Genomic DNA, 26,987 nt, shown 5'->3' on the forward strand with positions numbered 1-26,987 from the left:
CGCATGGAGAATAGTTATTATGTCAATTTTAGTTAATAAAGAAACAAAAGTTATCTGTCAAGGATTTACTGGTAGTCAGGGAACTTTTCATTCTGAACAAGCGCTTGCCTATGGTACTAAGTTAGTTGGTGGTGTGACACCAGGTAAAGGAGGAACAACCCATTTAGGTTTACCTGTTTTTAATACTGTTAAAGAAGCGGTTGTTGCAACTGGTGCAACAGCTAGTGTTATTTATGTGCCAGCAGCATTTGGTAAGGATTCTATTTTGGAAGCGATTGATGCAGGCATTAAACTAATAGTCTGTATTACCGAAGGTATTCCAACTCTAGATATGCTTGTTGTTAAGGCAAAATTACAACAAAATAATGTTGTAATGATTGGACCAAATTGCCCGGGTATTATTGTTCCTGATGAATGTAAAATTGGTATTATGCCTGGACATATTCATCGTGCAGGAAAGGTTGGCATTGTTTCGCGTTCTGGAACGTTAACTTATGAAGCGGTTAAACAAACAACGGATATTGGTTTAGGGCAATCCGTATGTATAGGTATAGGAGGTGACCCTATACCTGGTAGTGATTTTATTTCTATTTTAGCATTGCTTGAGCAAGATCCTAAAACTGAAGTTATTGTAATGATAGGTGAAATTGGTGGTAGTGCTGAAGAAGAAGCAGCTGAATATGTTAAAAAACATGTAACTAAACCTGTTATAGCTTATATTGCTGGTGTTTCAGCTCCATCAGGAAAACGTATGGGGCATGCAGGTGCAATTATTTCAGGAAAGAAAGGAACAGCGGTAGAAAAATCTAAAGCATTGCAATCTGCAGGTATTACAGTTGTAACAAGCCTTACCGATATAGGTGATGCAGTAAAAAAACAACTCAAAATATAAATTTTTTGATGTATATCAATTTTATTCTGTGATTATCGGTGTATAATGCTTGGCAATAACGTAGAAATTTGTGAGCATTTAAGGATTAGGGAGCGTTTATGCTAGATATAGTAGAACTTTCACGGCTCCAGTTTGCTCTTACTGCAATGTATCATTTTATTTTTGTTCCATTAACGCTAGGATTAGCGTTTATGCTAGCAATTATGGAAACGGTATACGTTGTTAGTGGTAAGCAAGTCTGGAAAGATATGACAAAATTCTGGGGTAAACTGTTTGGTATCAACTTTGCAGTAGGTGTCGCAACAGGTTTAACCATGGAATTTCAATTTGGTACTAACTGGTCTTATTATTCGCATTATGTGGGAGATATTTTTGGTGCACCGTTAGCTATTGAAGGTTTAATGGCATTCTTTTTAGAATCAACCATGGTAGGTTTGTTTTTCTTTGGCTGGGATAGATTAAGCCGTGGTAAACATTTAATGGTGACTTGGTGTGTCGCATTTGGTTCTAACCTTTCAGCTCTTTGGATTTTAGTTGCTAATGGTTGGATGCAATTTCCAATAGGTTCTGAATTTAACCCTATTAATTCACGCATGGAAATGGCTAATTTCTATGAGTTAATTACTAACACAGTTGCCCAATATAAATTTGTTCATACTGTTGCAGCAGGTTATTTAACAGGTGCTATTTTTATTTTAAGTATTAGCTCTTACTATTTGTTAAAAAAACGTGATGTTGCCTTTGCCAAACGATCTTTCTCTGTTGCAGCCACATTTGGATTTATTATGTCAATCGTTGTGGCGATTATGGGTGATGAAGCAGGTCATGAGATGACAACTGTTCAGCCAGCTAAACTTGCAGCAATTGAAGCAGAATGGGAAACTCAACCTGCTCCAGCATCATTTAATGTTATTGCTTTTCCATCACAAAGCAATAAAGAAAATTTGTTTGCAATAGAGATCCCATATGTTATGGGAATAATGACCACTCGTTCACTTGATACTCAAGTAACAGGATTAAAAGATATTTTAGCAAATAATGAAAAAAGAATTCGCAATGGGATATTAGCCTATAGCAATTTGGAGAAGATCCATCAGGGTAATCAAGACCCTAATGTACTGAAAGCTTTTGAAGATAATAAGTCTGATTTAGGTTATGGTTATTTAGTCAAGCGTTTTACTGATCGTGATAATTTGGCTATACCTCAGGCTACTGAAGAGCATATAAAGGCTGCGGCAGAAGACTCAATTCCTACAGTTTGGCCTCTATTCTGGGCTTTCAGAGTTATGGTTGGTCTTGGTGTATTAATGATTTTGGGGACTGGGTTTGCTTTATGGACCACTTATAAAAATAAAATTGGTGAAAAGCGTTGGTTACACCGCATATTAATTCTTTTTTTACCGTTCCCTTGGCTGGCATGTGAGTCAGGTTGGTTTGTTGCCGAGTATGGACGTCAACCTTGGGCAATTCAAGACATCTTACCGACTGGAGTAGCAAATTCATCATTAACAGCTGGTGAAGTGTTATTCACTATGGTTCTTATTTGTGGACTTTATACACTATTCTTAATTGCTGAATTATTCTTAATGTTTAAGTTTGCTCGCTTAGGACCAAGTTCTTTAGGTACAGGCAATTATCATTACGAAAAAACACAACCAGTAACAGATAGGTCATAGGGAGTATACACAATGATTGATTACGAGATTGTACGCGTCATCTGGTGGGTGCTGATTAGTGTTGTTTTAATCGGTTTTGTTGTAACAGATGGGTTTGATATGGGCGTCGGTATTTTATTACCATTTATTGGTAAGACTGATACAGAACGTCGCATTATGATTAATGCAATTGCTCCTCATTGGGATGGTAACCAAGTATGGTTAATTACTGCTGGTGCAGGAATATTTGCTGCTTGGCCAATGGTATACGCTGCGTCGTTTTCTGGTTTTTATATTGCAATGATTTTAGTTCTTTGTGCGCTATTTTTTAGACCAATTGGTTTTGATTATCGTAGTAAACTAGAAAATTCAAAATGGCGTAATTTATGGGATGCTGGTATTTTTGCAGGTAGCTTTGTGCCAGCATTAGTTTTTGGTGTTGCTTTTGGTAACTTATTAGAAGGTGTTCCTTTCCGATTTGATAACTCTTATCGTGTATTTTATGATGGTAACTTCTTTGGTTTGCTTAATCCTTTTGCATTGTTGACTGGCGTTGTTAGCTTAATGTTATTTGTTGCTCATGGTGGTGCTTGGTTACAAATGAAAACATCAGGGGAACTTTATTTAAGAGCCAGAAAGGCTACACAAATTGCTAGCTTAGTAATGTTAATTGCATTTGTTTTGGCTGGAGTTTGGGTTGCATTTGGCATTCATGGTTATGAAGTTACCAGTGTGATTGATTATAATGCAGCATCTAATCCATTGACTAAAACAGTTTCTACTGATGCTTCATGGTTAGATAACTATCTGAATTATCCAGTTTTATGGATAGTCCCTGTTTTAGGTATGGTGTTACCACTGCTTACTATTCTTTTTTCTAGTCTAAACAAAAATGCATTAGTATTTATTTCATCAGTATTAACAATTGCCTGTGTTTTATTTACCTATGGTATTGCAACTTTTCCATTTATTATGCCTTCAAGCATTATGCTAAATGCAAGTTTAACAATATGGGATGCATCATCAAGCCAATTAACACTTAATATTATGTTTATTGTGGTTCTTATATTTTTACCTATTGTCCTTATATACACTATTTGGTCATATATCAAAATGTTTGGAAGACTAGATAAAAATCATATTGAAAATAATAAACATTCTCTTTATTAAGGAACTATTATGTATTACATTTTGTGGTTTATAGGAATTATTGCTGCATGTATGCTATCGGCTGTTACAGGTTTGTTAGTTGAAAGGGGTAGCGAAAAAGAAACTAATAACAAATAATATCAAGTATAAATTAATAAAAAGGTGACAAATAGTCACCTTTTTAATTAGTAAGTAAAATATTAGCAATAAAGAAAAATGATAATTGTTTTCATTTGCTGTTTTTTATATCATAGTGCAGGGAAGTTTATATTCAGATATAATAACACCAAATTTGATTAGTGTGATTTGGATATGAAACAATTCAATTGGAATGCAAGAGTTTATTATGAAGACACAGATGCAGGCGGTGTAGTTTATCATGCTAGATATCTAGCATTTTTTGAAAGAGCAAGGACTGAAATTTTAAGACAACTAGGAATTAGCCAACAGACCTTATTACAAGAAAATATTGCGTTTGTTGTTAAAAAGATGGATATTATCTACCATTTTCCTGCTCGTTTAGATGATATGCTTACTATTAGTACTAAGGTGGATCAAACTCGCAAAGCATCTATTATTTTCAAACAGACTATTGTTAATCAAAATGAACGAGTTATCAGCACAGCAGATGTGCTTATTGCCTGTGTAGATATCGCTAAGATGAAGCCATGCGGGCTTCCTAAGTTATTAGTTTTGGAGTTTATATAAGTGGAAAATCTGAACATTATTAATCTATTTTTGCAAGCGGGTCTGTTAGTACAATGTGTTATGTTATTGCTACTTACTTTTTCTGTTATATCATGGGCTATTATATTTCAACGGAGTAAGATTTTAGGAAAAGCTAAAAAACAAGTTGAGGAATTTGATAATAGTTTTTGGGCTGCTGATGATTTAAATATTTTATTTGATAAAGCGAAATTTTATAAAGAAGAAATTAGTGGTACAGAGCATATTTTTTATTCAGGTTTTAAGGAGTTTTCACGGCTTTATCAAATTAATCCAAATATGGCAGAATCTGCTTTAGATGGAGCATTGCGTTCTATGCGTTTAGCTATGAATCGTGAACTTGATATCCTTGAATTACACATTCCTTTTCTAGGTACAGTAGGTTCTATTAGTCCATATATTGGTTTGTTTGGTACTGTTTGGGGAATTATGCATGCATTTATTTCTTTAGGTGCAGTTAAACAGGCAACGTTACAGATGGTTGCGCCAGGGATTGCTGAAGCATTAATTGCAACCGCAATTGGTCTATTTGCTGCTATTCCTGCCGTACTTGCTTATAATCGTTTATCATTGAGTGTGAGTCGAATTGAACAAAGCTATCTTAACTTTATTGATGAATTTTCTGCAATTTTACAACGCCAAGCAGTTGCTGTTAGGAAATAATTATGAGTAGAAGCAGACGTTCTTGTTATTCGACTAAATCTGAGATCAATATAGTACCTTTACTTGATGTACTATTAGTATTAGTGCTTATTTTTATGGCAACGGCACCAATTATTAGTCAAAGTGTTGAAGTTGATCTACCTGAAGCATCGGAATCTAAGACGATTTCACCATCAGAAACTAAACCAATCATTATTGAAGTGTCAGGTGTTGGAGTTTATGCGCTAATTATTGAGCAGGATCGTCAAGCTAATTTACCACAAGAAAAAATTGTTGCAGAAGTTAAGCAACATCTGTTGCTTAATGAAAAGGCAGTGTTTTTAGTTGGTGGAGCTAAAGATGTTCCCTATGAAGAAATTATAAAAGCGTTGAATTTATTACAATCAGCAGGTGTTAAGTCTGTAGGATTAATGACTCAACCAATTTAAATATTATAAAAGATGTCAGCAATGTCTCATAAGTCAAATTCAAAATTAAGTATAGCTATTGTAATATCTATTATACTACATATCATTTTAATTATTATTTTAGGTTACCGAGTTATGTATAGTAATGATGTTAATTATGGTAGCTTTAACGGCAACTCTATCGATGCTATTATGGTTGATCCTTCTGTAATGAATGAACAATACCAAAGACAACTAAAAACACAGATTAGCCAAAAGCGGGCTGAGCAACAAAGGCAGCAACAAATAGAAGAGCAGGCTCAAGCTTTACAAGAACAGCAACTGGCTCAACAGCAACGACTTAAAGAGTTAGAAAGAGAGCGCTTAAAAGTAGAAGATCTACAAAAGAAAGAGGCAGAGGCTGCACAGGCGGCACGGATTGCAAGGCAAAAAGAAGAAGATGAACGTAAAGCTAAAGAACAGCTAGAAGAGCAACAAAGACAAGCCGAAAAGCAGCGTTTAGAGCAACAACAAGCGGAACTGGCTAAACAAAAAGCCGAGCAAGAAGCTAAATTAAAAGCTGAACGAGAGCTATTAGAAAAGCAACGTGAGGAAAATCAACGTAAACAAGAAGAGTTAATTAAACAAAAAGCAGAACAAGAAGCTAAAGCTAAAGCTGAACAGGAAATTATTGAAAAGCAGAGAATCGAAAATGAACAAAAACAAGCTGAGTTAGCTAAGGAAAAAGAAGAACAAGCAAAAAAGCAAGCCGCTGAAAAAGCTGCTGCTGATAAAGCTAAGCGAGCTGCACAAGCTAAAAAAGATAAAGAACTTGATAATTTACTAAGCGGGTTAACATCAGGCACATCTAATCCATCAGGTGGTGCTGCTAGTCGTAAAGGTGTTTCAGATGGAGAGATAAATAAATACAAATCATTAGTTCAAAATGCAATTAGTAATAAATTTATTAATCCAAATAAATTGTATAGTGGCCAAAATTGTGTGTTAGAAATTCAAATTGCACCCGATGGTTTATTGCTTGATGTTAGTGCAAAAGGTGGTGATGATGCATTATGTCGCGAAGCCCTTTCTGCGACTAAACAAGCAATTATTCCAAAACCTGCGAGCACATTTTATAATCAAGTAAAAACAATGACAATTGACTTTCAACCAAAATAGTTTTTATTCACAAACGCTATATTTCCAGAAATTTTTTAAAATAAATTAACAATATCTTCAAATTAAAATGTTGAAATTATATTAATCATCCCAATATATAGTCTATTCATTCCGAATAAAGTTACTTAAGTGAAAGAAGGAGCAGAATATGACGACAATTGTCAGTGTCCGTCGTGAAGGGCAAGTGGTTATAGGTGGCGATGGGCAAGTTACGCTAGGCGAACGTATTATTATGAAGGGTAATGCTCGTAAAGTTCGCCGTTTATATAATAACAAAGTGATTGCAGGTTTTGCTGGTGGTACAGCAGATGCTTTTACACTATTTGAACTGTTTGAAAGAAAACTAGAGATGCATCAAGGGCATTTAACTAAAGCAGCTGTCGAACTAGCTAAAGACTGGCGAACAGATAGAATGCTACGTAAGCTAGAAGCACTACTTGCTGTTGCTGATGAAAGTGCATCATTGATTATTACAGGTACTGGTGATGTTATTCAACCAGAAGATGACTTAATTGCTATTGGTTCTGGAGGCCCTTATGCGCAAGCAGCGGCACGAGCACTACTAGATAATACCTCACTTTCTGCACACGATATTGTGCAAAAATCATTATCGATTGCTGGAGACATTTGTGTTTATACCAATAATTTCCAAACAATTGAAGAACTTAATTATTAATCTGATTTAAGAGAAATTTAACTATGTCTGAAATGACTCCTCGTGAAATTGTAAGCGAACTAAATCAACATATTATTGGGCAAGAAAAAGCAAAACGTTCCGTTGCTATTGCGTTACGTAATCGTTGGCGTCGTATGCAACTAGATGAAACATTACGTCATGAAGTTACACCAAAAAATATACTTATGATTGGGCCAACAGGTGTTGGTAAAACTGAAATTGCAAGACGTTTAGCCAAATTAGCGCATGCGCCGTTTATTAAAGTAGAAGCGACTAAGTTTACTGAAGTTGGTTATGTGGGTAAAGAAGTTGATTCAATTATTCGAGATTTAACTGATTCTGCAGTAAAAATGATTCGGCAAGAGGCGATTGAACGCAATCGTAATCGAGCGGAAGAATTAGCTGAAGAGCGCATTTTGGATGTACTTGTACCGCCAGCTAAAGATGGGTGGGGACAAGTTGAAGATAATAATACAACAGCAAGACAAGCTTTCCGCAAAAAATTACGTGAAGGTTCACTTGATGACAAAGAGATAGAAATCGAGTTAGCTGGTATTAATATTGGTGTTGAAATTATGGCTCCTCCAGGTATGGAAGAGATGACCAATCAATTACAGTCGATGTTACAAAATTTAGGTGGACAAAAAACAAAACCACGTAAAATGAAGATTAAAGATGCGCTCAAACAACTCATTGAAGAAGAAGCTGCTAAATTGGTTAATCCTGATGATCTTAAACATGAGGCGATTGAAGCAGTAGAACAAAATGGAATTGTTTTCATTGATGAAATAGATAAAGTCTGTAAACGTGGTAATTCTTCAGGCCCAGATGTTTCACGTGAAGGAGTGCAACGAGATCTTCTACCATTGGTTGAAGGTTGTACAGTGTCGACTAAACATGGAACTGTTAAAACGGATCATATTTTGTTCATTGCATCAGGTGCTTTCCAAACAGCAAATCCATCTGATTTAATTCCTGAATTACAGGGCAGATTACCAATTAGGGTTGAATTACAAGCTCTAACAAGTGAGGATTTTGAACGTATTTTAACCGAACCAAATGCTTCACTTACTGTTCAGTATAAAGCTCTAATGGCAACAGAAGGTGTTAACATCGATTTTACCTCAGATGGCATTCGTAAAATTGCGGAATCAGCATGGCAAGTAAATGAGCAAAATGAAAATATTGGTGCCCGTAGGTTGCATACTGTTTTGGAACGCTTAATGGAAGATGTTTCATTTGAAGCTAGTGAACTCGGTGGAGAAACTGTGACTATTGATGCTAAATATGTAAGTGATCATTTAGATAAGCTTGTTGCCGATGAAGATCTAAGTAAGTTTATTTTATAAAAAGTTTAACTTCTAAACATAAAAAGGTGAAGATGAATTTACTCAACTTCACCTTTTTTATTGTTACTTTCTTATTAGCTCTCCTAAGATATCTGTAGCTTTTGATTTAGATTTTGAATTATCTTTAGAGTCATGAGTTTTTAATTTTTCGCGAAGCTTGTCTAAACGTTCTTGTAATTTATCGCTTAGTGCATTGGTAATTAATTTACTCATATCTATTTGATAATGAAGATTAGCAAATTGCCCATAAATACGTAGTGGTATTGTTAACTTTTGTAGTTTACTAATTGTTTCACTTTTACCGTTCCAGCCACCTAATATTTTTAAGTTTAAATTAACATCCAAATCTTGTTTTAAAAAACCAACTCGCCCTGAGCCATCAACGACATCAAGAGTTTCAGAATTAGCATTTAATGTCGACAATTCCAAATTACCTTCCCTCAAATTACCAATAGCTGAAATTTTATGGAATTCAGTATATTTTTTTTGATTTTCAGGAGTCATGATATCCTTTGAATATTGAGTTGCTGCATTTTGGATAATTCTTTGAATATTTAAATTCTTGAGTCTCGCATTAGTCACTACCATATTCAGAGTTCCTTGCAAGTTAGCTAAGATTTTAGAACTAGATAAGCTGTTGCTTTCTAAAGTCCCATTAGCGTTAAATAAACCCTCTAGATCATGTGCTATATTAAATTGATTAAAAAATGTATTTAAATCAACATTAGATATCGTGGTATTAAGCTTGATTAGTGTATTTTTTTGTTTACCATTTGCTAAACCAGCTGTAGTTATATGGCCGTTAGCAAAATCAAAGTTAATATTTTTAAATATTGCAATACCTTCCTCATTGGCCATATCAATGTCAATATTATTTAATGTTATTTTGTTAGCATTAATCTGTTTAATATTTAATTTAGCTTTAGCATTAAAACTATTTAGAAAGTTTAATTCATTATTGGTTTTTGTGACATTCGACACAACTGGTGAAGTTTGTTGAGGATTTGCTTCTTTATTTGAATTCTGACTTGTTTTCAATAACGAAGTGAGATCGATTTTATCTGAATTTAACTGCAAATTTATATATGGTTTATTTGCTAAATCAGCATTTATTGCGGCAGTAAAATGATTTTCATTAATTGAAAAAGTTAAATTTTGACTTTTAAGTAACATTTGTGGGTGTTGGTAGTTAAATACACCGCTAATGTTACCTTTTAGCTCTTTTGTTGAATTGTCTACACCTTTATAAATAAAATCTAATTTTTTTAAATCGATTAATGCTTGTTCTGGAAATTGATTTAAATCGACATATGCATGTATCAAATAAGATAGATCTTGTTGATTTTTATCTATATTACCTTTTAAATCGATGGAAATGTTTTTTTCACTATTTTGTTCTAACACTAGATTAATATTTCTAAAGTTAATTAAATCATTATTATGTTGTAATGTCACAGTACTATCATTAACTTCAAATTTATTTAAGCTAAATTTCCAATTAGATGAAATTTTTTGATCTTTAGAATCAGTTGGTTTATTCGTAGTCGGATTAGATGATGTTTTTGTACCATTTTTTGCAATATTGCTTTTACTTTTATTGGTGATACTGATAACTGCTGATTTTATAAAAACATTTTTAACTGATAATTTTTTGGAGAATAGAGGTAGTAACTCAACGTCTAATCTCATATTATCTGCAGTTAAAAGGGGGGTTGAAGCTCCTGCATCAGTTAGCTTAATTGAATCAGTTAAAATACTCACTTGTGGCCATATATGCCAACGTAAATTTCCATCGATGGATAATTCATATCCTGTTTTATCTTTAACTGTATCAGAAATAAACCCACGAAAGTTGTTGGGATCAACAAAAACAATCAATGAAACAATACTAATTGTTATGACTAGAATTAAGGCAAATAGAATAACCAATATTTTTTTGATCATATTAATGTTCCTTCTTTATGGTTATCAATTATTCAGTCTTTATCAATACGACTGGCAACAGCACCATACTGGTCTTTATATTTTGCATCTAGCCTTCGATTGTATGGTCTTGTAGCAGGACCAGTTAGCGTTTCAAAACTGAGCGCGCCGATTGTCATTCCAGGCCTAAGTGCTAATGGAATTTTTCCTGAATTGTAAAATTCTAATACAATTTGTCCTTGCCAGCCTGGGTCGATACGATGAGCTGTAACGTGAACCATTAGACCTAATCTAGCAAGTGATGAACGACCATCTAACCAGCCGACTAAATCGTCAGGAATAGTGACTGATTCTAAAGTTACAGCTAATGCTAACTCGCCGGGATGTAAGTAAAAGGCGTCACCTTCAGTTAATACCATTTCTTCACTCATCACTCGTTCCAAGACTGCAGATACTTCTTCTTTTGGGCCACTTAAATCTATATAAGGTGTAGTATGTTCTCGAAAAGTTCGAAATTGATTACCTAATCTAACATCAACAGTTGCACCATTAATACAGCTTGCTGCAGGCTGTGGTGTTATTTTTAATTTACCATTTTTTAAATATGCTTCGATATCTCTGTCACATAATCTCATGAGTTATCCTTAATTCAGCTTGTATTGCTTTATTCTAACAGGTTCTTTTGATGGCGTCGACGTTAGTAGTTTAAGGCTGTAGTACCCATGCGCGTCCATAATGGTTATAGTATCCGGCTAATTTTCCTGCTTTATCTCCAATTCCTAGATAAAGGTCAAAATGTTGACCTTTTATAGCACCACCAACATCAAGTGCAACCATAAGTCGAGTTTCTCGTTTGCCTCGATATTGCCCATCGTCTTCAAGAAGCGGCACATCAACTAATACTACAGATCCTAAAGGAATGACTGATTTATCCGATGCGACTGATGCATTTGCAACCAAAGGTATTTCAGCCGCACCCGTAACTTCAGCATTATATTGTGGATTAAAAAAAACAAATGAACGGTTTTGAATTAGTAAAGCTTTAATTTGATTTTCTGGTTTGTTTTTTGCCCAATCTTTAATTGATTGTATAGAAATTTTTTCTTTTTCTATTTCGCCTTGTTCTACTAATAATCTTCCTATACTAGAATAGCCATAATTATTTTTACCTCCATAGCTGAAGAAGACTAAAGGTGAACCATCTTCAAAATCAATATAGGCACTACCTTGTACTTCCATAATAAAGTTATCCATTAAGGAATTACTGTATGCAATTTCAAGATCTCTGTCAGAAAGAGCTCCATTATAAATTTGTTCACGATTTGGTAGTTGTTCTTCATCACTAACAACAGGCATCTTATAAATAGGGTATTTAAATTCTGCTGTTGGTTGATGCCTTGCTTTGATTATCGGAGTGTAGTAGCCTGTTAAATGTACATTGCCATACCCATCTTGTCCAACCATTTCGTAACTGTTAAGTCCCACCTTGTAAAATTCATCAACCATTAAAGAACGGCTAATCCACTCATTTATTGCTTTATAAATATGTTCATTTTTTTTATATAAAGAAGGCGATGACGATTTAATTTTAGCTATTTGAATAATGTAGTCTGATATGTTGACAGGAATACTTAATTGAGGCTGATTAATGTTAAGTGGTAAAGATAATTTCCCATCTTTATATTGTTGGCCTTGATTAGTTGGTTTATTTGAATAGTATTGGCTACCAATAAAAATAGATAAAACAAGTAAAATACTTAAAAAATAAAAATAATAATAACGATCTTTTTTTTTCATCTTGGAAAATAATTATAATAAGTTAAGCAATATGGCTAGTTATGCTACACAATTCTATTATAAGAAACTACAGATAATTATTATGAATCCATAAAAAGTTTTCATAACGATTCAACTTGCGATTTTATTCTATAGACTTTATAGTCCTAGACTCTTAGTAAGTCGATAAATATAGAAAATAAAAGGGAATAATAGCGATGAGCATTACATCCTCAAAAAATGATTTAAAGCGAAATCTTTCTAACCGTCATATTCAATTAATTGCAATTAGTGGTGCAATCGGAACAGGTTTATTTATGGGCTCGGGTAAGACAATTAGTCTTGCAGGGCCTTCTATTATTTTTGTTTATATGATTATTGGTTTTATCCTTTTTTTTGTTATGCGAGCGATGGGGGAAATCCTTCTCTCTAATTTAAAGTACAAATCTTTTAGTGATTTTGCCAATGACCTTTTGGGTCCTTGGGCTGGATTTTTTACTGGTTGGACATATTGGTTTTGTTGGGTAATTACAGGGATTGCCGACGTAATTGCAATTGCTGGATATTCGCAACATTGGTTTCCTGAACTGCAGTCATGGATACCAATGTTATTAACAGTAGCCTTACTTTTAACACTAAACTTATTAACGGTAAAAATGTTTGGTGAAACAGAATTTTGGTTTTCAATGATTAAGATTATTGCAATTTTAGCATTGATAGGAATTGGGCTCGTACTCATTTTGACTGCTTTTCATTCTGAACAAACGGGTACCACAGCTGCATTTTCGAATTTGTGGGAATACGGGGGCTTTTTCCCTCATGGTAGTATGGGTTTTTTTGCTGGATTTCAAATTGCTATTTTTGCTTTTGTTGGGATTGAGTTAGTTGGCACAACTGCAGCTGAAACCGTTGATCCGTGCAAAAATTTGCCTCGTGCAATTAATTCTGTACCCTTGCGTATCATCTTTTTCTATGTTTTTGCTTTAATCATTATTATGAGTGTAACACCATGGATGTTTATTTCTCCAAACAAAAGTCCTTTTGTAGAATTATTCACTCTAATTGGCTTGCCCGCTGCTGCAAGTATTATTAATTTTGTAGTATTAACCTCAGCAGCATCATCAGCTAATAGTGGTATTTACTCAACAAGCAGAATGCTGTTTGGGCTAGCTAAAAAACAAGATGCTCCAGAACCGTTTGGTAAATTATCAAGTCGCTCTGTACCGGCTAATGGGCTATTATTCTCGTGCACATGTTTATTTGGTGGAGTTGTTTTGATTTATTTAGTGCCTAATGTCATGGAAGCTTTTACTATAGTAACTACAATTTCGGCTATTTTATTTATGTTTATTTGGTCGATGATTCTTATTTCTTATATTGCTTATCGTCGCAAAAAAATAAACTTACATGAACAATCTCAATTTAAAATGCCAGGTGGTATTTTTATGTGCTGCGTTTGTTTGGCTTTTTTTGCTTTCGTGATTGTATTACTTACTTTTGAGGTTGATACCCGCCAGGCATTAGTGGCAACACCTATTTGGTTTGTTATTTTAGGTGTAAGTTATTTTATTCGATCTTTAAAACGTCAATAAATTTATACTAAAAATGGCAGGAAAACCTGCCAATATTTTTACTCTAATTATCGCACTTTATTTTTTTGGACAGATGATGCTAGCAATAATTCCTAAAGCTAGTGTACCTAAAACGATATAAAGACTGGTAATTGGATCTATATCAATACCGTATCCAAATAGATGATTACTTGCATTTAAAGCCAATTTTCCGGCAATAAAAAAGAGTAAACAGATAACTGACTTATCAAGATGAGCTAAATACTGTTTCATGGCTTGTAAAATAAAATACATAGTTCTAAGACCCAAAATAGCAAAAATCATCGAGCTATAGACAATTAACGGTTCTTGGCTTACAGCAATCACGGCAGGAACAGAATCAAACGCAAAGATAACGTCACTTAACTCAATTACAACAATACATGAGAACAGCGGTGTAGCATAAAAAATACTTTTAGGTATTTTACCAACTAAATTGCTATTCTCAGGTTTTGCAAGTTCTCTATCAAGTTGTTTTTTGGTTAATAAAATGTGATGGCCGACAATTTTGGGGTAAGATGGAAAAATACGTTTGGCGATGCGAAAAGTTAAGTGATTTGAATAATCCTTTATGTCTTGACCATTATCTTGATTTTTTAGCATTATTATTCCAGTGCAAGCTACTAATATTGAAAAAGCTAATTCCATCCAAGGACCTAAATATAACAAACTTGTTCCAATTACAACAAATATGGCGCGGAATATAATAGCGCCAATAACTCCCCAATAAAGTAAGCGATGTCGATAATTATTAGGTACTGAAAACCAAGAAAAAATAGCCATAATGACAAACAAATTATCGACAGATAGTGCTTTTTCAAGGACGTAACCAGCAACAAATAAGCTAGCAGTAGTACTCCCATGGTGAATGTATAAAAATAGTGCAAACCCCAGTGCAACAATTATCCAAAAAAGTGACCATATAATGGCATTTTTTAAACTGATAGGTTTATCGTTATGGTGAGCATATAAATCAACAATAATTGCAGCCAAGGCTAGCACAACAAATACCAACATGGTCTCTATTGGAAATCCTAATGAACTTTGCATCATATTTATATTACCTAGTTTTAATTGTTTTTAGATAATTTGAATAGTTGGTTTATCTAATTTAACCGTAATATATAATTATAAAAGTGATAGAGTATATATTGCTAGCTAAATCAAAAAAAGTTATATTTGCAAGTCTTATTTAACTGTTTTAATTTAATAATATTTTGAGCCAGTATTTATGACAAAATTTAGGATAATTATTCTCACTCTTCTTCCTTTTATTTCGGGATTATTATATGCACAACCAGTAGAGCCTTATATATCTTCTTTACCTAAAGGAAGTGATTTATCCATTCTGGTTCAATCTGTTGGGCGTAATCCTAAAACATTAGCAAAATATAAAAGTAATCAATTCAAACAACCAGCAAGCACTCAAAAAGTGATAACTGCGTTAGCTGCTCAGCTTGAACTGGGTAATGATTTCCGTTTTATAACGCGTATACAAACCAATGGTTCAATAAGTAATAAACAGTTAAATGGTGATCTTATTATTCAATTAAGTGGAGATCCAACTTTTACTCGTGATCGATTAAAAAGTATGATTGCAACACTGAGCCAAAAAGGCATTGAGAAAATTTCAGGAAATGTGATTTTGGATACTTCAATCTTTACAAGTCATGATAAAGCATCGGGCTGGTCCTGGAATAACTTAACTGCATGTTATAGTGCTCCGCCATCTGCAGCTATTATTGATAATAACTGTTTTAGTGCAACCATTATTCCGGGTAAGGTCGGTTCCCAAGCCTCTGTTTCAGTCTCTTCCAACACTCCTATTATTCTTACTGGTGATGTCAGAACTATTGCTGCTAATAGTAAGGATTTAAATGATAAATATTGTGAATTAGATGTAAACTACTCAGATAAAAACCATTACCATTTATCAGGATGCATTGCTGTAAGTTCAGATAAAATACCGTTAAAATTTGCAGTAATTGATAGTGTTGAATATTTTTCGAAAATTTTAAAAAATGAGCTTAAACAAAAAAAAATAACGTATACAGGAACTATTATTGAACGTAACCAAAGGACTAATGCTCAGTTGTCATTATTAGCCTCTAGCCAATCAGCTCAACTTTCTGAACTGTTGACAGTTATGCTTAAAAAATCAAATAATTTGTATGCAGATGCTATATTTAGGACTTTAGGTGCTCATTATTATAATGTTCAAGGTACATGGCGTAATGGCGGTGATGCTGTTAAGCAAATTTTACGCAAAAAAGCGGGTATAAATCTAGAAAATTTAGTTATTGCTGATGGTTCTGGATTATCTAGATTAAATTTGGTTAGTGCTGATAAGTTAATGGAAATTCTACAATATATTGCAACAAATAATACAAAATTAAGAATTATTGAAATGTTACCAATTGCTGGAGTTGATGGTACTTTGCAGAATCGAAAAAGTCTTAATCAAGCACCTTTTAAAGAAACAATACGAGCCAAAACAGGTTATATTCAAGGTTGCTATAACTTAGCCGGATTTATCCAAAAGTCTGAAGGGGAATATATTGCATTTGTACAGCTATTATCAGGATACCAAGCTGATAATAAAGGAGAACCCAAAAATAGTGCAGTCATGCGATTTGAATCAGAATTCTATAAAAATTTTATTAATTAATAAAGTGTAGTCAGGACACATATATTTTAAGTTTAGTTTATGAGTCCTGAAATTTTTTGCAAATTAAATACTATCGGCTAAAAAACCACAACTCTGATGTTTCCAAAGCTGTGCGTATAAACCATTCTTGTTCACTAATTCTTGATGGGTTCCTTGTTCGATGATTTTACCTTGATCAAGTACGATTAGTCTATCCATTGCCGCAATTGTTGATAATCGATGGGCAATAGCAATAACGGTTTTGCCTTCCATTAAAGTGTATAGACTTTCTTGAATTGCTTGTTCAATTTCAGAGTCTAATGCACTTGTTGCTTCATCTAATAATAAAATAGGGGCATTTTTTAGAATGACACGAGCAATAGCAATACGTTGCCTTTGTCCTCCGGATAATTTTATCCCCCGTTCACCAACAAATGCGTCGTATCCTGTTTTACCTCTTGTATCAACGAGTGTTTGAATAAATTTATCTGCATGAGCCCTTTTGGCTGCTTCTATCATCTCCTCTTCAGAAGCATTTTTGTTACCGTAAAGTAAGTTTTCTCGTACTGAGCGATGCAATAACGAAGTATCTTGTGTCACCATACCGATTTTAGAACGTAAGCTTTCTTGACTAACGGCAGTAATATCTTGACCATCAATAAAAATATTACCACTTTGTAAATCGTAAAAACGAAGTAATAGATTAATAAGCGTTGATTTTCCAGCTCCAGAACGACCGACTAAACCAATCTTTTCACCAGGTTGGATTGTTAAATTTAAATCTTCAATAATTGAATTGTGTTGTTTTTTATCATAAGCAAAATGGATGTGCTTAAATTCAATTTTTCCTTGGGTAACATGAAGTGATGTTGCGTTAGGTTGATCAATAACTGTTTTAGTGGCTGAAAAAGTATTAATCCCATCTTTAACTATGCCAATATTTTCAAATAAGGCTGCCAATTCCCACATGATCCAATGTGAAAAACCGTTTAATCGAAGCGTTACAGCAGTTGTTGTCGCAATTGCACCAACACTAATTAATTGATTGCCCCATAGCCACAAGGCAATACCTGTCGTGCTTAGTATCAACAAAATAGACATTAAATGATTAACAATTTCAAAATTACTGACTAAGCGCATTTGTTTATTAACAGTGACTAAAAAATCATCCATTGATTCTTTAGCGTATTTTGCCTCATTGCCAGCATGAGAAAAAAGTTTTACTGTCGTGATATTGGTATAGGCATCGGTTACTCGTCCTGTCATCGTAGAACGAGCATCAGCCTGCATGCTAGCAACTTTACTTAGACGAGGAATAAAATAATACATGGCAATACCATAAATTAGACACCATCCCATAAATGGAATTAATAACCAAAGATCTAATTGCCCGATGATTGTCGCCATAGTAATAAAAGAAATAAAGACATAGATAAAAATCTCCGTCACTAAAAAACAAGTATCACGAACAGCAAGTGCTGTTTGCATGACTTTGGTTGATATTCTACCAGCAAATTCATCTTGGAAAAAACGCATGCTTTGATTGAGTACTAACCGATGAAGGTTCCAGCGCATTCTCATTGGAAAATTACCAGCTAAGCATTGATGTTTAATAATAGTTTGTAACCCAATAATAATTGTACTTGCTATAATTATTAAGGATAACAGCACTAAGGTCGTTTTTTCTTGTTGCCAAAATTTGCTGGGTTCAACCGCTGCAAGCCAATCAATAACTTTACCAAGAGCTGCGTATAAAAAGGCTTCAAAAGCACCAGCGAATGCACTAAGAATGATTAATAACAGTAGAAATAAGCGAGTTCCTTTAGTTGATTGCCATATGAAATTAAAAAAATTTTTAGGCATACATTGAGATTCAACTTTTGGATAAGGTGATACTAATTTTTCAAAAAATCGATACATATTTGGCCTGATAAATAATAAAGTTTTCTATTGATAATTTAATTAATGATATAAAAAAGAGGGTAGCGCAAATAGACGTAAATTATCTATGCATTAATTTGTTACATGAAATTTTAGATATATATTAGTTAGATATATATCTGCAATTGTTATAATATTATAAATTTTAAAAAACTGAAGAGGAAATAAAACGTTTAATATTTCCTCATTTTATGATTATATCTTGAAAGTTAATATATAGCCATTAATGACTTAAAATATATCTTTAATAATAAGTACAACACGCCCAACAATATGACATTTCTGAAAGTCTGCTTTGGGCACTTCAATAGTAGGATATTGGCTATTATTGCAGATTAACAACCATCCATTGAGAGTTAAACGTATCTTTCTCAAAAAGGTAATATCCTCATATTCAATTAGATAGATTGCACCATCAATAATTTCATTTATTTCTGTATTAAGAATTAACCCGTTATTATTCTTTATTTCTGGTGACATTAAATCACCTTTAGCCCAGTATATAATTAATTTTTTAGCATCTAATCCTCGATGGTTAACCCAACCTTCAATAATAGGATAATTCATTACTGGAGGCGTTTCCCTAACAAAGCGCTCTTTTTGCGCTTCTTCTTTTGTTGGTAACTGTTTTTTATATACGGGGATGCGATAAATATTTTCGTTATAGACTTCTTCGCTGTCTTTAGGTTCTAATACTTCTAATTTATGTCCAGTAGCAAGCCAATTAAAGGAAACATTACATTTTTCAGCAATAACTTCTAAACGTGTAAGTGATGGATATGTTTTACCCGATAAATAATCTCGGATTACTGTTTCTGACATATCACATTTTTTAGCGAAGGCTGATACAGATAAACCTTGCATTGAGCTATATAATCTATCTTTAAAAGTTTTAATATTATTATTTTTAATTGTATTCATCTTTGAACCATTATTTTTTTCATAATTTTATTAATTATAATGTATTTTTTTTGTTTTTGTATACGTAAATAACATTGAAAAATCTATTAATTTTGTTTTATTCCTATGTTAATTTATTTTTTTTGTGTTATATCTTATTTTTTTATCTTGTTTTTTCATTTTTTTATGATTGCAGATGTTTTTGGAAAAAAGTTTTCAGTTATCTTTTTTTGCTTGAATGTGCGTGTTTTTATGCGAATAAAGATTTATTGCTTTGATAATTAAATATTTTTTATTTTTTATTTGATATTTGTCAAAAATTTTTAGTAATAACTTTTTTTTATTGCTGTGATTTTATTTGATTTTTTAATTGTGTAAAAATAAATCAAATAGAAAAAGAAAATAAAAACGTTGACGAAAGCGAAAAAAAATGGATAATAAGAAGGATAAGGATTTTTCATTGTTTTCTTTCCTTATATTTCTTATATTTCATGTTGGCCTGTATAGTTTTATACAGGTCTTTTTTTATTTTTGAACTATTCATGAAATTCCTTCACAAAAAGAGTATAATCAGTTTTCTATAAAATCTGTTTTAAAGCTTATCCTAACAGAGCGTTGTATTTATTGAGAGGATTTGATTATGTCTTTTAGTATTCCACATCTTTTAGTGTTTCTTGCCGTGGTGATTTTATTATTTGGCACTAAGAAGTTACGTAATTTAGGTTCGGATCTTGGTTTAGCGTTGAAGGGCTTTAAAAAAGCGATGAATGATGACGAAGTTGAATCAAAAAGTGATAATAAGTTAGATGATAATAAATAGTTGCATTTATTTAGTATGAATTTACAATTTGATGTAGTCATTGTTGGTGGTGGATTAGTTGGTTTATCCACTGCTTGTGCACTTAGCCAATGTGATTTAAACATTGCGATTATAGATACTAAAATTCGTCAGCATGAATTCTTGCCACATGCTGAAATGAGTATTAGAGCTTCTGCTATTAATGGCGCTAGCCAGTGTTACTTTTCAAAAATTGGCATATGGGACGATTTATGCAATAGCAACCGTGTACAGGAATTTACCGAGATAGGTGTATGGGAAAAAAATGGTCCAGCTCATTTGTCTGCCCAAGCCAAAGATTACGGTTATTCTAATCTAGGATACATAATTGAAAATAATGTTATTTCTCATTACCTTTACCAGTTTGCCTTAAACAGTTCGAATATTAAAATTTATAGCCATGAAGCAGTTGATTGTACATTTAATGATGATTTTGCCTTTTTGACACTTGCAAATAAAGCTGTTTTGCAAGCTAAATTAATGGTGGGGGCTGATGGTGCTCATTCTTGGGTGCGTAGGAGTGAAAATATTTCTGTTCTTGAGCGTGATTATCTTCATCATGCTGTCATTACAACTGTTCAAACTGAATATCCTCATCAATCCTGTGCTAGACAGGTGTTTTATCCCAATGGGATTATCGCTTTTCTTCCTCTTTGGAATGTAAATAAAAGTTGCTTAGTTTGGTCGACAAAACCAGATAATGCAACTACTTTAACTTCGCTTTCCGAATCAGAATTTTCGAACGAATTATTTCGGTTAACTGGCGATAAAGTCGGTAAATGCCAGTTAATTAACCCTAGAATTGTATTTCCATTAAAAGCGCGTTTTGCTAAACAATTTGTTAAGCATCGATTAGTACTTATTGGCGATGCTGCACACACCATTCACCCTTTAGCTGGGCAAGGTGTAAATTTAGGTTTTCAAGATTCAGCTTTATTCGTTTCAACCATTAAACAATTAATTGAAACTAATAAAGATATTGGGCTTGCAAAAAATTTAAAATCATTTGAGTTTAATCGTCGCAAAGATGCGTTAGTTATGCTCACGGCCATGCAAACTATTCAAGATATGTTTAATGGTGATAATTTGTTGAAAAAGACGTTAAGAACAATTGGTATGAATGTTATTGATAATAGCCAGCTATTAAAAAAGCAACTGATTAAATATGCTATGCATATTTAATTTAAACTTATATCTAGTTATTATTGTGTCTGTCAAAAACTTTCAGGAAAATATGTGTTTCAGTATAAAAAATAAATTATGGTACTTAATAGATTAAGAATCTATTCCAGAAATAACAATCTAACCATAAAATAAGTAAACTGAACTAAAGCCGCATGATCTAATGTACTTAGCAAATTATAGTTAAACAAGAATAATAATTATGCACTAAAAAGTGCACCAATATTGATAATAAATCGTGGTTAAACTGTTTGTTTTAATAAGTTATAAACAGGGGTAGCAAGACCTATTTTTGCGTTGTTAGATTTTAGTTTATACCAATAGCCACTAGGTTCATTGAAACATTTTGTATACTTAGTAATGACACAATGAATAGGAAAAATATCTAAGTGAAAATGACTAAATGTGTGGCGAAATGCAACAAGTTGCTTTGGTGCTGTTGTTTCGATACCTTGTTTTTTTAACCAGTCAGTTATTGCTTGTTTACTTGAAAATTGAGGAAAACAGTACAATCCTCCCCAAATACCAGACGGAGGCCTTTTTTCAAGCCAAATTGTATGATTATATTCCAGCATTAAGAAATAGGCTGTCTTTTCGGGAATGGCATTTTTAGTTTTTTTTGTGGGATAGAGTTGCCAGCTTTCGGTTTTATATGCTAGACAATGGGTTTGCAATGGGCATAAGGAGCATTTAGGTTTAGTGCGTGTGCAAACCATAGCCCCAATATCCATCATAGCTTGATTAAATTTTGCTACCTTATGTTTCGGTGTGACTTGTTCACTTAATTGCCAAAGTTTATTTTCGACAGTTTTAATACCAGGCCAACCTTCAACAGCAAAATATCGGGTTAAAACACGTTTTACGTTGCCATCTAAAATTGGATAATGTTGATTTTGTGCAAGAGATAAAATTGCACCAGCTGTTGAGCGTCCTATGCCTGGAAGTGCGACGATATCATCGAACTTTGTAGGGAACATGCCATTAAATTTATCCACAATTAATTGTGCTGCTTTATGTAAATTACGTGCTCTTGCATAATAACCAAGTCCTGTCCAAAGATGCAATACATCATCAATTGGCGCTTTTGCTAAATCTGTTATTTGTGGGAAGTGCTCAATAAAACGATTAAAGTAAGGAATAACCGTTGCAACTTGGGTTTGCTGTAGCATCACTTCAGACAACCAAACATGATAAGAGCTTTTTTCGACCTGCCATGGTAGCGATTTTCTGCCATATTGTTCATACCACGTCAGGACAGCTTGCGAAAAGTGTTGTATTGTCATAGCTATTACATTGCAGCAACAATAGAATCACTAGGATAGCACCCTAGTACCTTAGTATATAAAGTCATTGATGCCAATTCTTTGAGAGCTGTTTGCATTTCATAAGAATGAATGTTACCTTGCAAATCGATATAAAACATCTCTTCCCAAGGCGTACCATGAATTGGTCGTGATTCAAGTTTAGTCATAACAATGTTATGGTTACGTAATACCGATAGCGCATCAACTAAAGCACCTGCTTGCTGACCTGTTTTCATGAGAATTGTGGTTTTAGCCGGGATTTGATCAGATACTTCTATTGGCTGACGAGCTAACACAATAAAACGAGTAATGTTTTCTTTTTGATTGGCAAAATTATGTTCAAGGACTTGTAGCCCATATAATTCACCACCATCTTTATTGCCCATAGCTGCAACATTAGGTTGATTCAATTTAGCTACAGTTTCCATTGCTGATGAAGTACTATCGCAGTGTATGATTTTCCAATGAGGATAGTTCTCTAAGAAGTTACTACATTGCTGGAATGGTTGTGGATGGCTATAGATAGTATCGATTTGCTCTAGCTGTGAATTTTGTATAGCAAGAACACAATGATCAATAGGTAAAGAGAGCTCACCAATAATATGCAGATTAGTTTTTTGTAATAAATCATAAACTTCATTAATTGAGCCTGAACTTGAATTTTCTATTGGTAAAATTCCATAATCTACGGCACCATTTTCGACTTGTTCAAAAATCTCTTTAAAGGTTGAACAGCTTAATTCAATCATTTCATCTAAGTGAGTGCTAGCATAGCGGCGAGCGGCAGAATGCGAATAAGATCCTTTGGGGCCTAAAAAGGCAACTTTGGCTGTGGTGATTGTGCTTAGGTTAAGCTTTTCTTGCAAGATTTTTTGTTGTAATAGTACAGAATCTTCAATAATTAATTGATATAAGCGTTTAATGAAAATATCATCAAGATGATAGTCTTTGCCTTCATTGATTAAGGTTCTGATAAGTGAACGCTCACGATCAATATCACGCACAGGAATATTTGCTTCAATTTTTGTATGAATTACTTGTGTTGAAAGTTGGCGCCTCTGGGCAATAAGCTCTAACAATGTTTTATCTAATTTATTAATTTTATCTCGCAAAGATAATAAAGGATTTATAGCCATTTTTTATTAGTTATTTAAAAAAGATAGTTTGTATTATAACAAGCAAAAAAATAAAGGCACCATCAAAGTGCCTTTTTATTCAATCAAGAAAATTGACAAATTAAATTTCTTCTTCTAATACTGCGTCTTTTATGCTGTTAATGGCACGCCGAGATTCATTTTTGTGTTGTAGTTTATTAAGTTGTTTTTCAAGCTTATCAATAAGGTCATTTATTGCAGCATACATATCAATATGTTTGGCAGAGGCAACTAATGAAGTTCCTTTGGTGGCAATTGTTGCATCAACAATAAATCCATCTGGTTCTTTCGATAAAATAAAATGAGGGTTGATTAACAGTGCTCTCCATTTATCTAACTTCGAAAATTTATCTTCTAGATAGCTACGAATAGCAGGGGTAACATCCATTTGTTTACTGGTAATACTTAAAGTCATAATTGACCTCCTCATTTTTTATCAACAAAGTTAATTTTAATGTTGTTATTACATTGGCAAATTATTTTAGTCTCGTCAATAAGATCTTTGTTTTTGTCTAATTTTTATTAATTTAATTTTGAAATAAATTCCATTGGCTGAATATTGCATAACATGGTGGAGGGGCTGACACTGATTTTACCATGAATTTAATATATACTGTATTAATAATTATTTAGTTTATCCTATGTTATAGGTAATTTTCAATAATGAGGACAATGTGAGTTATTTAGATAATGTGAAGATTGTTTTGGTTGAAACATCTCATACAGGCAATATGGGCTCTGCTGCGAGAGCAATGAAAACCATGGGATTAACTAACCTTTGTTTAGTTAATCCGGTCATCAAGCCTGATTCTCAATCGATTTCGTTAGCTGCAGGTGCCAGTGATATTATAAAAAATTCACAAATCTTTTCTTCACTTGAACAAGCCATTGCTGATTGTACTTTAGTGATTGGTACTAGTGCGCGTTCTCGTAGTTTACAGTGGCCATATTTAACTCCCAAAAAGTGTGGCGATAAGATTATTCAAGAAGTTTCAAATCTCCATACTCAAGTCGCTTTGGTATTTGGGCGTGAGCGTGTTGGTTTAACTAATGAAGAATTGCAAAAGTGCCATTATCATGTTGGGATTCCAGCTAACCCTAGTTATAGTTCTTTAAATCTTGCTATGTCTGTACAGGTTTTGTGTTATGAAATTCGCATGTCAATGCTCAATCTTGAAGATCTGCAATCTGAGTGGGAAAATGAGAATATGGCTGAAACTGAGTTTCCTATAGATGCTGATATAGAGCGCTTTTACCAGCATTTAGAACAAACTTTATTACAGACAGGCTTTATTAATGCCAATCATCCAGGACAAATTATGGGGCGTTTGCGTCGATTATTTACACGTGCACGTATTGAACAACAGGAACTAAATATTTTGCGTGGCATTTTAACTTCGATTAATAAAATTTTACATTGATGTCAAATAGAAACACCCACAGATTTGTGGGTGCTATTTTAAGGTTGATACTGTTTAATGTAGTATCTTATCTATTAATCAAAATATCAATTCTAATATGTTAGCTTTTAGCTTTTAGCTTTTTTGCGCCATGTTGTGCCGTTTGCACTATCTTCAAGAACAATATTCATTGCATTTAGTTTGTCACGAGCTTCATCGGCCTGAGACCAATTTTTGCTTGCTCTTGCTTCGTTACGTTGTTTTATTAATGCTTCGACTAATGCCACATCAACATCATCTTGCTTATCACCTTGTAAAAATTTAACAGGATCTTGCTCTAATAATCCAAGTACTGCTGATAAATAACGTAACTCAGCTGCTAATTCATTAGCGAGTTGCATATTATTATCGGCTTTGGCTTTATTTATTTCACGAGCCAGATCAAAAAGCGTTGAATAAGCTTCTGGTGTATTAAAGTCATCATCCATTGCGTTACAAAACTGGCGATAATAATTACTGTCAGGTGTCGTATGTGGATGATTCGCATCAGTATCTCGCAAGGCTGTATATAGTCGCTCAAGTGCCATTCTTGCTTGTTTTAAATTATCTTCACTATAATTTAACTGACTACGATAATGACCAGATAGTAAAAAATAACGTACTGTTTCAGCATCATAATGCTTTAATACATCGCGAATAGTGAAAAAATTATTGAGTGATTTTGACATTTTTTCTTGGTCGATCATTACCATACCAGAGTGCATCCAGTAATTTACATATTGACCGTTATGCGCACAAGTTGATTGGGCAATTTCGTTTTCATGATGCGGAAACATTAAATCTGAACCGCCACCGTGAATATCAAAGTGATTGCCTAATTGATAGCTGTTCATTGCTGAACATTCAATGTGCCAACCAGGGCGACCTTTACCCCATGGTGAATCCCAACTTGGTTCGTTAGGTTTTGACATTTTCCATAATACAAAATCCATTGGATTTTGTTTAACATCAACAACTTCAACTCTAGCACCAGCTTGTAATTGTTCTAAATTTTGGCGAGATAAAATACCGTAATTCGGATCGCTGTCTACCGAAAACATGATATCACCATTATTGGCAATATATGCATGTTTTTTTTCGAGAAGCTCTTCAACTAATTTGATAATTTGTGGCATATGATGAGTTGCACGAGGCTCTATATCAGGTCGACGAATATTTAGTGCATCAAAATCGGCATACATTTCTTGTAGCATTCTATCTGTGAGTTGATTACAGGTTTCACCATTTTCGAACGCACGTCTAATTATTTTGTCATCAACATCAGTAATATTACGAACATAAGTTAAATTGTAACCTAAAAAACGTAAATAACGTGCGACAACATCGAAAGCAACGAAAGTACGTCCGTGACCAATATGACAAAGATCGTAAATTGTCACTCCACAAACATAGAGTCCAACTTTATTAGGGGTAATTGGTTGAAATATTTCTTTTTCGCGTGTTAATGTATTGAATATTTTTAACATTATAATCTACAGGGTAAAATTGATGGATTTTGTTAGATAATATAACAAAATTCTGGATATGACGAAATTACTTATTGAGAACTTTGCAAGCAAAATTGAGAAAATGTATAT

General features: G+C 33.5%; 24 protein-coding genes. 14 read left to right on the plus strand and 10 right to left on the minus strand.

The genetic code is table 11. The annotated features are described in order from the left end of the window. Positions 1 to 19 precede the first annotated feature (19 nt). The 9 genes from sucD (at position 20) to hslU (ending at position 8,675) form a co-directional block, all read left to right on the plus strand. Positions 20 to 892 (plus strand): succinate--CoA ligase subunit alpha, encoded by an 873-nt coding sequence (gene sucD / locus A9G25_RS03255; RefSeq protein WP_034909750.1) that lies wholly within the window; start codon positions 20 to 22, stop codon positions 890 to 892. A gap of 98 nt (positions 893 to 990) precedes the next feature. Then, positions 991 to 2,568: a cytochrome ubiquinol oxidase subunit I gene (locus A9G25_RS03260; RefSeq protein ID WP_065625722.1), complete on the plus strand. Its 1,578-nt coding sequence runs from the start codon at positions 991 to 993 to the stop codon at positions 2,566 to 2,568. 12 nt (positions 2,569 to 2,580) lie between these two features. Further along, a complete protein-coding gene (cydB, locus tag A9G25_RS03265; protein ID WP_065625723.1) occupies positions 2,581 to 3,717 on the plus strand; it encodes a cytochrome d ubiquinol oxidase subunit II in 1,137 nt (378 codons plus the stop codon). A 291-nt stretch (positions 3,718 to 4,008) separates the two neighbouring features. Then, positions 4,009 to 4,404: a tol-pal system-associated acyl-CoA thioesterase gene (ybgC, locus tag A9G25_RS03270; protein ID WP_141674984.1), complete on the plus strand. Its 396-nt coding sequence runs from the start codon at positions 4,009 to 4,011 to the stop codon at positions 4,402 to 4,404. Next, the gene (gene tolQ / locus A9G25_RS03275; RefSeq protein ID WP_034909742.1) at positions 4,405 to 5,085 is read left to right on the plus strand and encodes a protein TolQ; all 681 of its coding nucleotides are present in this window, start codon (positions 4,405 to 4,407) and stop codon (positions 5,083 to 5,085) included. Positions 5,086 to 5,087: 2 nt separating this feature from the next. Then, complete coding sequence (tolR, locus tag A9G25_RS03280) at positions 5,088 to 5,513, plus strand: colicin uptake protein TolR (RefSeq protein WP_065625725.1); 426 nt, start codon at positions 5,088 to 5,090, stop codon at positions 5,511 to 5,513. A 21-nt stretch (positions 5,514 to 5,534) separates the two neighbouring features. Continuing rightward, positions 5,535 to 6,650, plus strand: coding sequence for a cell envelope integrity protein TolA (tolA, locus tag A9G25_RS03285; protein ID WP_065625988.1), 1,116 nt, complete (start codon positions 5,535 to 5,537; stop codon positions 6,648 to 6,650). Positions 6,651 to 6,798: 148 nt separating this feature from the next. Further along, positions 6,799 to 7,326: an ATP-dependent protease subunit HslV gene (gene hslV, locus A9G25_RS03290; protein WP_025316169.1), complete on the plus strand. Its 528-nt coding sequence runs from the start codon at positions 6,799 to 6,801 to the stop codon at positions 7,324 to 7,326. A 23-nt stretch (positions 7,327 to 7,349) separates the two neighbouring features. Then, the gene (gene hslU, locus A9G25_RS03295; RefSeq protein WP_065625726.1) at positions 7,350 to 8,675 is read left to right on the plus strand and encodes an HslU--HslV peptidase ATPase subunit; all 1,326 of its coding nucleotides are present in this window, start codon (positions 7,350 to 7,352) and stop codon (positions 8,673 to 8,675) included. Between the two features lie 63 nt (positions 8,676 to 8,738). On the opposite strand, the gene asmA is transcribed toward hslU, so the two are convergent. From asmA to mltA, 3 genes are all read right to left on the minus strand, one after another. Continuing rightward, complete coding sequence (gene asmA / locus A9G25_RS03300) at positions 8,739 to 10,619, minus strand: outer membrane assembly protein AsmA (RefSeq protein ID WP_065625727.1); 1,881 nt, start codon at positions 10,617 to 10,619, stop codon at positions 8,739 to 8,741. A gap of 32 nt (positions 10,620 to 10,651) precedes the next feature. Continuing rightward, entirely contained in the window at positions 10,652 to 11,233 is a 582-nt protein-coding gene (dcd, locus tag A9G25_RS03305; RefSeq protein ID WP_065625728.1) for a dCTP deaminase, read from the minus strand. Between the two features lie 70 nt (positions 11,234 to 11,303). Beyond that, positions 11,304 to 12,395 (minus strand): murein transglycosylase A, encoded by a 1,092-nt coding sequence (gene mltA, locus A9G25_RS03310; protein ID WP_065625729.1) that lies wholly within the window; start codon positions 12,393 to 12,395, stop codon positions 11,304 to 11,306. A 197-nt stretch (positions 12,396 to 12,592) separates the two neighbouring features. Between mltA and cycA the strand changes: the two genes are divergently transcribed. After that, positions 12,593 to 13,966, plus strand: a complete 1,374-nt coding sequence (gene cycA, locus A9G25_RS03315; RefSeq protein WP_065625730.1) for a D-serine/D-alanine/glycine transporter — start codon at positions 12,593 to 12,595, stop codon at positions 13,964 to 13,966. Between the two features lie 57 nt (positions 13,967 to 14,023). Here the strand turns inward: cycA and A9G25_RS03320 are convergent, their stop codons facing one another. After that, positions 14,024 to 15,037 carry a TerC/Alx family metal homeostasis membrane protein gene (locus A9G25_RS03320; RefSeq protein ID WP_065625731.1) on the minus strand — a complete coding sequence of 338 codons (1,014 nt, stop codon included), beginning with the start codon at positions 15,035 to 15,037 and terminating at the stop codon, positions 14,024 to 14,026. 178 nt (positions 15,038 to 15,215) lie between these two features. Between A9G25_RS03320 and dacB the strand changes: the two genes are divergently transcribed. Next, a complete protein-coding gene (dacB, locus tag A9G25_RS03325) occupies positions 15,216 to 16,652 on the plus strand; it encodes a serine-type D-Ala-D-Ala carboxypeptidase (protein WP_065625732.1) in 1,437 nt (478 codons plus the stop codon). Between the two features lie 63 nt (positions 16,653 to 16,715). Here dacB and A9G25_RS03330 read toward each other — a convergent pair whose 3' ends face one another. Both A9G25_RS03330 and A9G25_RS03335 read right to left on the minus strand, forming a co-directional pair. Next, a complete protein-coding gene (locus A9G25_RS03330; RefSeq protein ID WP_065625733.1) occupies positions 16,716 to 18,551 on the minus strand; it encodes an ABC transporter ATP-binding protein in 1,836 nt (611 codons plus the stop codon). 252 nt (positions 18,552 to 18,803) lie between these two features. Next, positions 18,804 to 19,493 carry a LexA family transcriptional regulator gene (locus A9G25_RS03335; protein ID WP_065625734.1) on the minus strand — a complete coding sequence of 230 codons (690 nt, stop codon included), beginning with the start codon at positions 19,491 to 19,493 and terminating at the stop codon, positions 18,804 to 18,806. Positions 19,494 to 20,112: 619 nt separating this feature from the next. Here A9G25_RS03335 and A9G25_RS03340 point away from each other — a divergent pair. Together A9G25_RS03340 and A9G25_RS03345 are read left to right on the plus strand one after the other, a co-directional pair. After that, positions 20,113 to 20,292, plus strand: coding sequence for a Sec-independent protein translocase subunit TatA (locus A9G25_RS03340; RefSeq protein ID WP_034909727.1), 180 nt, complete (start codon positions 20,113 to 20,115; stop codon positions 20,290 to 20,292). A 15-nt stretch (positions 20,293 to 20,307) separates the two neighbouring features. Next, entirely contained in the window at positions 20,308 to 21,492 is a 1,185-nt protein-coding gene (locus A9G25_RS03345; protein ID WP_065625735.1) for an FAD-dependent monooxygenase, read from the plus strand. Positions 21,493 to 21,734: 242 nt separating this feature from the next. Here A9G25_RS03345 and mutY read toward each other — a convergent pair whose 3' ends face one another. The 3 genes from mutY to raiA form a co-directional block, all read right to left on the minus strand. Next, complete coding sequence (mutY, locus tag A9G25_RS03350) at positions 21,735 to 22,775, minus strand: A/G-specific adenine glycosylase (RefSeq protein ID WP_065625736.1); 1,041 nt, start codon at positions 22,773 to 22,775, stop codon at positions 21,735 to 21,737. A gap of 5 nt (positions 22,776 to 22,780) precedes the next feature. After that, positions 22,781 to 23,932 (minus strand): bifunctional chorismate mutase/prephenate dehydratase, encoded by a 1,152-nt coding sequence (gene pheA / locus A9G25_RS03355; RefSeq protein WP_065625737.1) that lies wholly within the window; start codon positions 23,930 to 23,932, stop codon positions 22,781 to 22,783. A 100-nt stretch (positions 23,933 to 24,032) separates the two neighbouring features. Further along, positions 24,033 to 24,365 carry a ribosome-associated translation inhibitor RaiA gene (raiA, locus tag A9G25_RS03360; RefSeq protein WP_065625738.1) on the minus strand — a complete coding sequence of 111 codons (333 nt, stop codon included), beginning with the start codon at positions 24,363 to 24,365 and terminating at the stop codon, positions 24,033 to 24,035. A gap of 316 nt (positions 24,366 to 24,681) precedes the next feature. On the opposite strand from raiA, the gene trmJ reads away from it, so the two are divergent. Continuing rightward, a complete protein-coding gene (trmJ, locus tag A9G25_RS03365) occupies positions 24,682 to 25,371 on the plus strand; it encodes a tRNA (cytosine(32)/uridine(32)-2'-O)-methyltransferase TrmJ (RefSeq protein WP_065625989.1) in 690 nt (229 codons plus the stop codon). 107 nt (positions 25,372 to 25,478) lie between these two features. Here the strand turns inward: trmJ and cysS are convergent, their stop codons facing one another. Next, positions 25,479 to 26,876: a cysteine--tRNA ligase gene (cysS, locus tag A9G25_RS03370; RefSeq protein ID WP_065625739.1), complete on the minus strand. Its 1,398-nt coding sequence runs from the start codon at positions 26,874 to 26,876 to the stop codon at positions 25,479 to 25,481. Positions 26,877 to 26,987: the final 111 nt, after the last annotated feature.

The organism is Gilliamella sp. Bif1-4 (assembly GCF_001690535.1).
In the GTDB taxonomy this organism is placed as follows: Bacteria; Pseudomonadota; Gammaproteobacteria; order Enterobacterales; family Orbaceae; genus Gilliamella; species Gilliamella bombi.

Coding starts and splice junctions, on each gene's coding strand:
- sucD (WP_034909750.1), top strand. CDS start 20: ATGTCAATTTTAGTTAATAAAGAAACAAAAGTTATCTGTCAAGGATTT.
- A9G25_RS03260 (WP_065625722.1), top strand. CDS start 991: ATGCTAGATATAGTAGAACTTTCACGGCTCCAGTTTGCTCTTACTGCA.
- cydB (WP_065625723.1), top strand. CDS start 2,581: ATGATTGATTACGAGATTGTACGCGTCATCTGGTGGGTGCTGATTAGT.
- ybgC (WP_141674984.1), top strand. CDS start 4,009: ATGAAACAATTCAATTGGAATGCAAGAGTTTATTATGAAGACACAGAT.
- tolR (WP_065625725.1), top strand. CDS start 5,088: ATGAGTAGAAGCAGACGTTCTTGTTATTCGACTAAATCTGAGATCAAT.
- tolA (WP_065625988.1), top strand. CDS start 5,535: ATGTCTCATAAGTCAAATTCAAAATTAAGTATAGCTATTGTAATATCT.
- hslV (WP_025316169.1), top strand. CDS start 6,799: ATGACGACAATTGTCAGTGTCCGTCGTGAAGGGCAAGTGGTTATAGGT.
- hslU (WP_065625726.1), top strand. CDS start 7,350: ATGTCTGAAATGACTCCTCGTGAAATTGTAAGCGAACTAAATCAACAT.
- asmA (WP_065625727.1), bottom strand. CDS start 10,619: ATGATCAAAAAAATATTGGTTATTCTATTTGCCTTAATTCTAGTCATA.
- dcd (WP_065625728.1), bottom strand. CDS start 11,233: ATGAGATTATGTGACAGAGATATCGAAGCATATTTAAAAAATGGTAAA.
- mltA (WP_065625729.1), bottom strand. CDS start 12,395: ATGAAAAAAAAAGATCGTTATTATTATTTTTATTTTTTAAGTATTTTA.
- cycA (WP_065625730.1), top strand. CDS start 12,593: ATGAGCATTACATCCTCAAAAAATGATTTAAAGCGAAATCTTTCTAAC.
- A9G25_RS03320 (WP_065625731.1), bottom strand. CDS start 15,037: ATGATGCAAAGTTCATTAGGATTTCCAATAGAGACCATGTTGGTATTT.
- dacB (WP_065625732.1), top strand. CDS start 15,216: ATGACAAAATTTAGGATAATTATTCTCACTCTTCTTCCTTTTATTTCG.
- A9G25_RS03330 (WP_065625733.1), bottom strand. CDS start 18,551: ATGTATCGATTTTTTGAAAAATTAGTATCACCTTATCCAAAAGTTGAA.
- A9G25_RS03335 (WP_065625734.1), bottom strand. CDS start 19,493: ATGAATACAATTAAAAATAATAATATTAAAACTTTTAAAGATAGATTA.
- A9G25_RS03340 (WP_034909727.1), top strand. CDS start 20,113: ATGTCTTTTAGTATTCCACATCTTTTAGTGTTTCTTGCCGTGGTGATT.
- A9G25_RS03345 (WP_065625735.1), top strand. CDS start 20,308: ATGAATTTACAATTTGATGTAGTCATTGTTGGTGGTGGATTAGTTGGT.
- mutY (WP_065625736.1), bottom strand. CDS start 22,775: ATGACAATACAACACTTTTCGCAAGCTGTCCTGACGTGGTATGAACAA.
- pheA (WP_065625737.1), bottom strand. CDS start 23,932: ATGGCTATAAATCCTTTATTATCTTTGCGAGATAAAATTAATAAATTA.
- raiA (WP_065625738.1), bottom strand. CDS start 24,365: ATGACTTTAAGTATTACCAGTAAACAAATGGATGTTACCCCTGCTATT.
- trmJ (WP_065625989.1), top strand. CDS start 24,682: ATGGGCTCTGCTGCGAGAGCAATGAAAACCATGGGATTAACTAACCTT.
- cysS (WP_065625739.1), bottom strand. CDS start 26,876: ATGTTAAAAATATTCAATACATTAACACGCGAAAAAGAAATATTTCAA.